General features: G+C 41.3%; 12 protein-coding genes. 3 read left to right on the plus strand and 9 right to left on the minus strand.

All coding sequences use genetic code 11. From position 1 onward, the window contains the following. Positions 1-327: 327 nt before the first annotated feature. The 7 genes from HXY43_RS23135 to purN all read right to left on the minus strand — a co-directional run bounded on the left by HXY43_RS23135 (position 328) and on the right by purN (position 5,318). Positions 328-1,098 (minus strand): MBL fold metallo-hydrolase, encoded by a 771-nt coding sequence (locus HXY43_RS23135; protein WP_290888369.1) that lies wholly within the window; start codon positions 1,096-1,098, stop codon positions 328-330. Next, positions 1,098-1,709: an aminodeoxychorismate/anthranilate synthase component II gene (locus HXY43_RS23140; RefSeq protein ID WP_290888373.1), complete on the minus strand. Its 612-nt coding sequence runs from the start codon at positions 1,707-1,709 to the stop codon at positions 1,098-1,100. The genes HXY43_RS23135 and HXY43_RS23140 overlap by 1 nt, the downstream gene beginning before the upstream one ends. A 198-nt stretch (positions 1,710-1,907) precedes the next feature. Beyond that, positions 1,908-2,366 (minus strand): diacylglycerol kinase, encoded by a 459-nt coding sequence (locus tag HXY43_RS23145; protein ID WP_290888404.1) that lies wholly within the window; start codon positions 2,364-2,366, stop codon positions 1,908-1,910. Positions 2,367-2,494: 128 nt separating this feature from the next. Next, a complete protein-coding gene (ybeY, locus tag HXY43_RS23150; protein ID WP_290888376.1) occupies positions 2,495-3,022 on the minus strand; it encodes an rRNA maturation RNase YbeY in 528 nt (175 codons plus the stop codon). Between the two features lie 40 nt (positions 3,023-3,062). Next, positions 3,063-3,218 carry a DUF3285 domain-containing protein gene (locus HXY43_RS23155; protein WP_290888379.1) on the minus strand — a complete coding sequence of 52 codons (156 nt, stop codon included), beginning with the start codon at positions 3,216-3,218 and terminating at the stop codon, positions 3,063-3,065. A gap of 126 nt (positions 3,219-3,344) precedes the next feature. Further along, positions 3,345-4,464 (minus strand): peptide chain release factor 2 gene (gene prfB / locus HXY43_RS23160; protein WP_290888382.1). Its coding sequence is split into 2 segments (ribosomal slippage): positions 3,345-4,391 and positions 4,393-4,464, totalling 1,119 coding nucleotides; the frame shifts between segments, so codons are not numbered across the junction. A gap of 173 nt (positions 4,465-4,637) precedes the next feature. Continuing rightward, the gene (purN, locus tag HXY43_RS23165; protein ID WP_290888385.1) at positions 4,638-5,318 is read right to left on the minus strand and encodes a phosphoribosylglycinamide formyltransferase; all 681 of its coding nucleotides are present in this window, start codon (positions 5,316-5,318) and stop codon (positions 4,638-4,640) included. 24 nt (positions 5,319-5,342) lie between these two features. Here purN and HXY43_RS23170 point away from each other — a divergent pair, with 24 nt between their 5' ends. From HXY43_RS23170 to HXY43_RS23180, 3 genes are all read left to right on the plus strand, one after another. Further along, on the plus strand, positions 5,343-6,245 hold the full coding sequence (locus HXY43_RS23170; RefSeq protein ID WP_290888388.1) for a carbohydrate ABC transporter permease: 903 nt from the start codon (positions 5,343-5,345) through the stop codon (positions 6,243-6,245). A 335-nt stretch (positions 6,246-6,580) separates the two neighbouring features. After that, complete coding sequence (locus HXY43_RS23175) at positions 6,581-7,159, plus strand: DUF981 family protein (protein WP_290888391.1); 579 nt, start codon at positions 6,581-6,583, stop codon at positions 7,157-7,159. A 269-nt stretch (positions 7,160-7,428) separates the two neighbouring features. After that, complete coding sequence (locus tag HXY43_RS23180; protein WP_290888394.1) at positions 7,429-8,088, plus strand: pentapeptide repeat-containing protein; 660 nt, start codon at positions 7,429-7,431, stop codon at positions 8,086-8,088. 71 nt (positions 8,089-8,159) lie between these two features. On the opposite strand, the gene HXY43_RS23185 is transcribed toward HXY43_RS23180, so the two are convergent. Together HXY43_RS23185 and fraD are read right to left on the minus strand one after the other, a co-directional pair. After that, the gene (locus tag HXY43_RS23185) at positions 8,160-8,939 is read right to left on the minus strand and encodes an ABC transporter permease (protein ID WP_290888397.1); all 780 of its coding nucleotides are present in this window, start codon (positions 8,937-8,939) and stop codon (positions 8,160-8,162) included. A 179-nt stretch (positions 8,940-9,118) separates the two neighbouring features. After that, positions 9,119-10,144, minus strand: coding sequence for a septal junction protein FraD (fraD, locus tag HXY43_RS23190; RefSeq protein ID WP_290888401.1), 1,026 nt, complete (start codon positions 10,142-10,144; stop codon positions 9,119-9,121). Positions 10,145-10,342: the final 198 nt, after the last annotated feature.

A 10,342-nucleotide genomic window follows, 5' to 3' on the forward strand; every position in this document is an offset into this window, starting at 1 on the left:
ATGTGCAAATTGTTCTATCACTTACATGGGTACACATATATTGCCCATAAAGGCTAGGTTCTTTATTTGGTAAGGGTTTAAGGGCTGTTTAGTACATTTGCACCGGGGGAAGTTCAGTTAAAAATAAACTGTAACAACTATAAATCCCCGGATGAATTAAAAAGCTTTTTGAATTCATATATTGAAATTTCAGAGGACTAGCCACTTCAATATCATTGTGGCTTTGTTATTTTTATTCCAAAACCTAGATAAAATTTAAAAACTTTGTGCCTTTGCGTAATATTTAAAGGGGCAGGTACATATCATGTCACCTGCCTCAAAATAAATTTAAAACTTGTAACTCAAAACTTGTATCGCCCCATTCTCTGGTAAATTACTAGAGCTGATTGTAACTGTATCGCTATTGCTACGACGTACGGCCATTCCCTGCATCACGGTTATAAATTCATCTAAGGGAGAAATATCACAGGTAGCATTATCAGCTGCTTGGGTGCGGTAATGGGTAGGAATAACTATCTTGGGAGTAATAACTTGAATTGCCTGCTTTGCTTCCTGGGCATTGTAAGCTTTTGGGCCACCACCTACGGGTACTAATGCTAAATCCGGACGACCGATGAGGATTTTTTGCTCAATGGAAATGGGTGCAGCCGCTCCCCCTAAGTGTAAGATATTAATTCCTGCTTGGTTCCACTGCCAAGCTGCATTTGTGCCGAATTGCTTGCCACCTTTGCGATCGTGGGGAATGGCAATTCCTTGTACCTTAATGCCTTGAAACTCGTAAACTCCCGGTTCGTAAATCAACTTGGGATTTCCTGGTAGGTCTTCCACAGCACCTTCATCCAGCAACTGACTGCTGATCAGCACTAAATCTGCTGCCACTTTCGGTGGACGATACCCAGCGGTACAACCAATTGTGCGAAATGGGTTGACAAGAATTTTCGCACCGCCGCCAGTAAACAGAAAGCAAGTATGACCCAACCACTGAACTGTTAATGAACCGCCAGATTGGGCACCAGCTTGACGGTGAGAACTCAAGCTAGTAACCAAAGTCGTTACCAATCCCGCCCCAGCATAGCCCATCAATTGCCGTCGTTTCATTAATTACTCTCTCGCTGTCTCATCTGTAATTTGAAAAGAAAGTTTCGCAGTAACTGCTTGCCTGAAGATGTCAGAACACTCTCTGGGTGAAATTGGACGCCTTCTATATGAGGATAGTTCCGGTGTCGTACTCCCATAATTGTGCCATCTTCGACCCAAGCCGTAATTTCTAACACTTCTGGGCAAGTATCGCGGTCAATCACTAGACTATGATACCGGGTAGCGGTAATCGGATTTTCTAATCCCTGAAAAACACCAACTCCGGTGTGAGACACCTGAGAAGTTTTACCATGCATCAACTCTGGCGCAGAAACGATATTACCACCGAACACCTGACCAATACTTTGATGCCCTAAACAAACTCCTAAAATCGGCAGATCGGAACCGAGTTTTTCAATCACATCTAGAGAAATCCCCGCATCTTCTGGGCGACCAGGGCCGGGAGAAATTACAACTCCATCTGGCTTGAGGGCATGAATTTCATCTATGGTAATCTTATCGTTACGAAAAACTTTAATATCAGCCGCTATGGGGAACTCTGAGGCCAGTTCCCCCAAATACTGCACCAAGTTATAGGTAAAGCTGTCGTAATTGTCAATAACTATAATCACAGCTTATAACTCCAGGTCTTAACCACTGATATCATTTTGTTTAGTTAGTTGTTGGTAGTTAGTTGTTGGTTAGAACTCAAATGTTACACCAGTTCCAACAATCGGGAAGCGGAACTTCCAAATTCTCGTTCCCAGGTTCAGCCTGGAAAAACACAACTAAAAACCAACAAATAAGTATAAAATTATGTAATTTTTCACTTAGAAAGTCGACAAAATCAAGGCTAGCAACGGCGGACATAGGAGCATACCAGCTACCAATATCGCTACCAAAGCAGAGACCAGTACAGCACCAGCAGCACAATCTTTAGCGATCTTTGCTAGTTCATGGTATGTCTGTTTGACTGTTAAATCAACTACCGACTCAATTGCTGTATTAAGTAACTCCAATGCCAATACCAAACCACTCGTTATGCCTATGACTGCTATTTCTACTGCTTTTAGATGCAAAAAAAAGCTCATCACCAATGTCAGTACGCATATAACTACGTGGATGCGAAAATTGCGTTGAGTTTGAAATGCGTAACTTATCCCACACCAAGCATACTTAAAACTAATGAATAAATTAGAGGCAACTTGCCAGGAGAGTTCCCGTTTTTTAGTGACAACTTGTTCTAAATGGCTTGATGTTGGTGGTGGTGATGAAACTGGTTGGGACATAGTCATGGTTACATACAGCAGTAGAGTGGGAGGACTAGGAGTTTTTTGCTGATTTTAATCGGGTAGTCGACTTTCTGCCAATTTTCTACACGAGTATTATTGCATTTTCACGAACATGCAGTCACATGCTATTCTATGTCAATGGCAATACCTATTGCCTTCAGTAATATTACTTGCTGTTTTAGCATTCTTTCCAAACTATCTTCATCCGGATGATCCCAGCCCAGTAGATGCAAAAGCCCGTGAGCTGCTAACCAAGCTAGTTCTGTTGACAAAGTATGTCCCTGCTGTTGAGCTTGTAATTGTGCTGTATCGACAGAAATAACAATGTCACCAAGATACAAGGGCAGAGAAGCGAGCATATCAGTTGGCTGGGGAAAGTCTACTTCTAATGCCGCAAAAGATAAAACGTCTGTAGGCTTGTTTTGATGACGATATTGAGCGTTTAGCGTCTGAATTTCAGAGTCGTTTGTCAAACGCAGTCCTATTTCATAATTTGATGCTGGCGGAATATTCGGTTGTAGAATTTCCAACCAGCTACTAAACCAGTTTTCCCAGGTTTGGGCAGTAATTGGTTTATCAGTGTCTCCAACCTCTACAGCTTTTGTTTGGGAAGACTCACCCAGACAGTCCTGCACATGTACTTCAACTTGCACCAGCCAAAAAGTCTCCTATACTGAAGGTGATAGTTGATTATCAGCGAGTCAGATAGGCAAGACCGACGAGGACAGCTAAAAGCCCTGCTGTGGTCAGTGCAAAATGTTTGAGAGAAGTAACTCGCTTTTGTACCATGTTTCGCATCGCGAGTTTGACATAGCTAGGTTGAGATTCTGTGGGAGGAGAGTCGCTCATAATGATTTGATAACAATTTCTTTTATAAATGTAACAGTTTGTTTACTTCGTAGTTAGTAGTTAGTGGTTAGTAGTTAGTGGGTAGAACAACTAACTACTAACTACTATCCACTAACAATTCCTCAATTACACAGCCGCTTCCACTAGCTGATTTTCTTGCCGGAGGTAAGCTTGGATGAACATGTCAATTTCGCCGTTCATCACATCAGCGATCGCAGTTGTTTCTACTTCGGTACGCAAATCCTTAACCATTTGGTAGGGATGAAACACGTAGTTACGGATTTGATTACCCCAAGATGCTTCAACCATATCACCGCGAATTTCGGCAATTTCTTGGGCGCGTTGTTCTTGGGCAATAACTAGCAACTTGGCTTTCAGGCGAGCGAGTGCTTTCTCTTTATTTTGCAGTTGGCTGCGTTCTTCGGTACAACGCACGGCTATACCTGTGGGAATGTGAACAATCCGCACGGCAGTTTCGACTTTGTTGACGTTCTGTCCACCTTTACCACCAGATCTGGATGTGGTAACTTCTAGGTCTTTTTCTGGAATTTCCAACTGTACCGAGTTATCTAGCTGTGGCATCACTTCTACCCCAGCAAAGCTTGTTTGGCGCTTGCCGTTGGCATTGAAAGGTGAAATTCGCACTAGGCGATGAGTACCCGTCTCAGACCTCAGATATCCATAGGCATAGCGACCGGAAATTTCCAAGGTTGCGGATTTAATCCCCGCTTCATCGCCCTCAGACTCGTCAGTTAAATTTACCTTGTAGCCGTGATTTTCCGCCCAACGAGTATACATCCGCAGTAACATTTCTGCCCAGTCTTGGGCATCAGTACCACCTGCACCAGCTGTAATTGTCAATACTGCACCCGATTCATCGTACGGCCCAGAAAGTAACTGTTGTAACTCCCACTGTTCGAGTTCGCGGTTCAGCTTAGTGATGGTTGTTTCTGCTTCTTGCAGTAGCGCCTCGTCGTTTTCCAACTCCAAAAGCTCCAACACAGCCTTAGTATCTTCCAGACTGACTTGCCAACGATCGTATTGCTGGAGATGGGCTTTGAGGTCGTTGAGTTCTTGCAGCGTTTTTTGGGCTTTGACTTGGTCATCCCAAAATTCTGGCTGTGAGGCTATTTGTTCTAGGTCTTGAATTTTGGCAGTCAGTGCAGGGATGTCAAAGATAGTCCTGGGTTTTACCCAGGCGCTCAGACAACGTTTCGATTTCGCGTTTAAGTTCTAATACTTCCATAATACTGAAGAATGAGAGAGCGTATGAGATGACATGCAAAAGATGTAGAGCGTCTTATTACGAGATATCGCTCTTATTTTATTTGTCTCTTTCATTTTATCTACACTTGACAAAACACATTTTTTTAGCACCTGGTTGACAGTAGCAAACTTTACAGTGTTTTTACTGTTTCTTTACAGGTTTTTTGCAGTCAGTGGTATACCGTTAGCACGTAGTTGATGCGCTGCTAGGGCGATCGCCTGCGGTAAGATCTGATGTTCCTGCACTTGAATTCTGGCGTGGAGTGTTTCTCGCGTATCATCCGGCAACACGGGCACCGCTGCTTGCATCAAAATTGGGCCGCTGTCCATTTCCAGACACACCAAATGCACTGTACAACCTGTAATTTTTACACCAGCCGCCAAAGCATGTTCTACGGCACGCGAACCTTTAAAACTAGGTAACAAGCTAGGATGAATATTAATAATCCGGTTGGGAAAAGCATCAATTAATACTTGCGTCACTAGTCGCATCCAACCAGCCATAACTACTAATTCCACGCCGTACTGCTGCAAAGTCTGAACAATCTGCCAATCCAAGTCTTCACGGCTTTGGTAATCGCGGTGGTTGAGTAGCACAGCGGGTACACCCCAGTTATTAGCCCGGACTGCGACATAGGCATCTGGGTTATTGTAAATCAGAACCTGTATTTGGGCAGAAAGCTGCTTATCTTTAATGGCTTTGGCAATTACTTCAAAGTTACTGCCATTTCCTGAAGCCATGATTCCCAGTTTTACAGGAGTGGCTTTAGATAACGCGTCTTTATTAATGTGAGGAGAAACCAAGCTAGATGTAGAATCAGGGCGGAGCGTCATAACGGCAGGGAGGATGAATTGTAGATGCCAAAAATATATAGTAAGCCTGGTGAGTCTGGTAAGTCGTGGTTGGATAATGATACTGTTGCGGCTTGGTTTTTTCTGGCTCCAGCACTTATTTTATTAGGCATTTTTATTATTTGGCCCATTATTTATTTGTTTTGCCTCAGCTTTACTACTGGTATTTTCACTTCCACAGGTACACGCTGGGTAGGCTTAAATAATTACTGGCGCTTGCTACTCAATCAAGATTTTTGGCAAGTAATTTTGAATACAATTTACTTCACCGTTGCTACTGTTATTCCCAGTCTGATTATCCCCTTAGGACTAGCAGTGTTGTTAAATCAGGCTTTACCGTTGCGAGGACTGCTACGGAGTGCTTATTTTCTGCCTTCAATTATTTCTCTAGTTGCTGCTGGTTTGGGATTTCGCTGGTTGTTTCAAAACGATGGTACAGTTAACACGCTGTTGGATGCGATCGCTATTAAACCCATTCCCTGGTTGAGTAGCACGGTTTGGGCAATGCCAGTACTAATTATCTTGAGTATTTGGAAACAACTCGGCTTCAATATGGTGGTGTTCTTGGCTGGGTTACAAACTATTCCCTCTAGTCGGTATGAAGCCGCAGAACTCGATGGTGCAAATGCTTGGCAACAGTTTTGGCATATTACCTTACCAGGATTGCAATCAACTTTAGTATTTGCGATCGTCACCACTATGATTTTCACATTGCGGAGTTTTGAGCAAGTGTATGTGATGACTGGTGGTGGCCCGTTAAATTCTACTAATGTGCTGGTTTATTACATCTATCAAGAAGCATTTGGTCAATTCGATTTTAGTTACGCCGCAGCAGCGGCGACAGTGCTGTTAGCAGTGACGCTGGTACTAGTATATTTGCAGCTACAAACTTGGAGGGAAGAGGGATGAGGAATGGGAGAGGGGGAGAGGGGGCATTGGGCATCGGGCATTGGGCATTGGGCATCGGGCATAGTTAACAACCACTAACCAATGTACAGACGTGCCATGGCACGTCTCTACAACCACTAACAAACAACAACCAACCACTAACAAAAAACTGAGAATGTTTCTAAATACAGATTTTCAGCTACCCAACTTATTCGATAGACTTTTTGTATAAGTGGGGGGCAACAATAAAGCTAAGTTAAAAGCGAAAAGAAATAATCTACGATTCTTTCGGTTTTTACATGTTTAATTTCCTATCCCTTTTTCCCCTGCCTCATTTTCAAGTGAAATTCTAGGTTATGTTCATTAACTACATCACCTTAATGCTGCTTAATCTAGTAGCTGGACTGTTTCTCCTAGCTGGCTACTTGTATTTTGGTTTAGATCGGGTTAATCAAAAACGCTGGATTCCTGGTTTTGGGATGACAGGGGCGATCGCACTTGTTACTGGCTTACACATGACTTTCACCTGGCCTGTGCGAAGTATTTTCAATATCGCCTATGGTGAAATGACCGTTTTGTTTGGCATTCTTTTTATTGCTACTTCCTTGGCTTTAGCTCTTGGTTGGGATTTGCTAACAATAGCAATTTATGGCTTTTTTGCAGGAATTGCTGCCATTGTGGTTGGTGCGCGCATTATTAACCTTGGATTGACACGGAATCCACTACTAACAGGAATTGGGTTTATCTTAACCGGATTGAGTGGAGTTTTAGCTGCACCAACATTGTATTTTAAAGCCAATCGCTCATGGCGGTTAATTGGCGCGATCGTGCTGATAGTTACTGCTTTGATTTTCGCTTTTACTGGCTATCTTGCATACTGGGGTCATTTTGCCGACTATTCTGATTGGAAACCATTGCCAATGCGATCGCCATAAGTAAAGGCAGTTATCCAGGAAGTAAAATGAATCTTTGTTATGAAGCTTTCCTGATGTTTATCAGAATATTTTGACAAAAAAAGTACATTAATAACGTATTTTTAAGGTTCTCACCATTCTTTATAGATTTTTCTCTAATTTTTATCGATTGGCTCCCTAGGTTCTTAACTTTTGGGGTGTACTCTCAAGATACAGAGATTATCAGAATACTAATAGATCATCGGGGTGAAAGTTAAGAAAAATTACAAACTCATTCAGAGGCGAATATCATGAAAAATCATGCTGACAAACAAGAAAGAGTCCTAAGTCAGATCACAGATCAAAATTTTGAGGGTAGAGATTTCAGTGGCTGTGACTTGAGTGGAATCGACCTCAGAGCAATTGATCTCAGTGGAATTAACTTTAGAGGAGCGGATTTGCGTAGTGCAAATCTGAGTGGCGCTATTCTCAGTGGTGCTAACCTAAGTGAAGCTAATTTAATGCAAGCAAATCTGCGGGAAGCCAATTTACAAGACGTAAATTTATGTGAAGCTAATTTAAATCAAGCTGATTTAACGCAAGCGAATTTGTGTGGAGCTCGTTTATGGCGGGCAAAATTAAGTGGAAGTAAACTGTGGGGTGCTTCTCTATGTAATGCTGATTTAAGGGAAGCTGACTTAAGCAGTGCCCAATTAACTGAAGGATCGCTCATTCAAGCTCAGTTAGTAAGAGCAAATCTTGAAGAAGCAAAACTATGTGGAGCAATTTTACTAGAAGCCAATTTTAATCAAGCTGACTTAACAGGTGCAGATCTCAATTGGGCAAATTTAATTGCAGCAAACTTGAGCGAAGCAAATCTTCGGAATGCAAATCTCAAGAATGCAAAACTATATGATGCAATCATGCCTGATGGTACAATTCAACCAAATCAGATATTTATTATTCAATAGGTCATTGGTCATTTGTCATTTGTCATTTGTTTTTACTAATGATTAATGACAAATGACTGGTTAATAAATTATTAAAACTCTCGTTGTGAGAAGATGAGGATAGCGATCGCTAACAGCATCGCTGTATACAGTAAGCCGTAACCAGCATTACTAATGAGTGCTGTAGTATTTGGTAATGCTGCCAGACCATATACGGCATCGTTTTTAACATCTAAGCGAGATAAATCTGGCAAGACGAGATACAAAGTTTGAGTTAGGTTTTGGATATTAGAGTTGTTTCCCAGACGACCAAGCTTCAGTAAATCTTGAGTAATATTCCCCATCAGATAAACAGCAAATGTTAAAGCTGTTGCTAACAAGGAACTGGTAAATACACCCAAGGTAATAGCCACAGCAGCGATCAAAGACAACTGTAGGAATAAGAAAAATGTAGCAATCAAAATACTTGCCAGTGAATAAGCGATTTGATTAAATAGCAAAAATGCAAGAGCGATCGCTGTCATAGCGGCAATCAAAACTGCTAGTACCGCCAATAATCCTAAATATTTACCAGTGATGAATTCACTGCGGCTTATGGGTTTAGCAATTAATACTAAAACAGTACGCTTCTCTATTTCTTTGTTTACCAGTCCCGTACCAACAAATACCGCCACAACTAAACCGAGAAGACTCATCGTCGCCAAACTAAAATCAAAAAACATTTTGTCCTCAGTAGCAGCCGCAAATTGAGGAAGAAGATAAATAGCAACCGCGAGGATGAGAAAATAAAAGCCAATTATGAATAGAATGCGATCGCGTATTACTTCTCGAAACACATTCGTTGCTATTACAGAAATTCTGCCGAAATTCATCTTTATTTAGTCATTGGTTATTAGTCATTTGTCATTTGTTATTTGTCATTTGTCAAGAGTTAGTAGTTAGTGGTTAGTGGTTGGTTGTTGGTTGTTGGTTGTTGGTTGTTAGTGGTTAGTAGTTAATGGTTGATTGTCTCCCCATCTCCCACTCTCCCACTCTTCCCATCTCCCACTCTTCACTGTAAGGGTGGTGGTGGCCCTGGAATTGGTTTGCTAATCTGACTGCAATTGATTTCTGCAAATAAAGATCCATTATCTGGTCTATTAGTGGTGGAGGAATTTGTAGACCTAGCGAGTGGTTCAATCTGACAAGACTGTTTCAGATAGTATCCATGTCCTGTAGACGTAGGACCACTCCAGATGCTGAGTAAATCTAGAGTGTATCCTCCGGACTTCAGGTTGTATACACGTGGTTGAATCTGCCATAAATATCTTTCTTCATATCCACCTAAGCTTGTTTGTATTACTTCTCTACCCAAATTAGTTACTCTTTGCTGTGCACCCAGAAGCCATTGTTCGACTTCTGACCAGGGTCTGTTAGCTATTTGCTCTCTTACTAACGGTTCAAGTTTCTTTAAAATTTCAACGCCATTTTCTGGAATTTTAGCTGATTGTTGCGTTGTTCTAATTACAAAGGTACCCCTAAAATTATCTGCCTGCAAACTTGGAAATTCTTTTAGCCATTGATTCACTGTGAAGCCAAATTGCAACCAGCAACTAATTACCATACAGCTAGCAACTAAAATTATGATTTTTTCGCGGTCTTCTACCTTAGGAATCTGAGTACTGACATCAGTACCAGTTCCTTCCAAAAATTCTCCAGCTGCGGTAATCAATGCCGAAATTGTTGGCCAGAAAACTATTGTTCTGCTTGTAAGTACTTCTGCTGAATCTCCAAAGGCAAAAGCACTTACTAAAAATCCAGTTACTAATGCACCGATGGGCATATTAGTACCAGGAATTAGTAAAGGATTTTCGGTCGTATACCAAGCAGTACCTGCAATTAAAAATGCCCAGCCGCAAAAGGCGATCGCAGACTTTATAAAGCCTGTAGATAGAGATGATATTAGCCAAGAGAAAATACTTAGATAAATTAAAGTTTGCCAAGCAAAAGCCCTTTTGGGCAGAAAAAAGTTTTTGATTTGTTCGTAAATCTTGCTAATAAAGCTGAATAAACCCAAAAAATCTCTAATTAACTGCATCAGCTATCCTCATTATTTATTAATAAATAAAATTAATAACCTAATTTTACTTATTTTAGCCAATCCAAATAATCGTAACATTGAAACCATTGTTCTTGCTGATCTGTAATCTGTTTCACGCCCTTTTTCTCACATTTTGGACAATTCTACAAATAAGCGCCATTCTCATAATTAACGATCGCCTGACCAACTACTCAC

Origin of the sequence: Fischerella sp., from assembly GCF_013388695.1 — a bacterium.
GTDB lineage: Bacteria > Cyanobacteriota > Cyanobacteriia > Cyanobacteriales > Nostocaceae > PCC9605.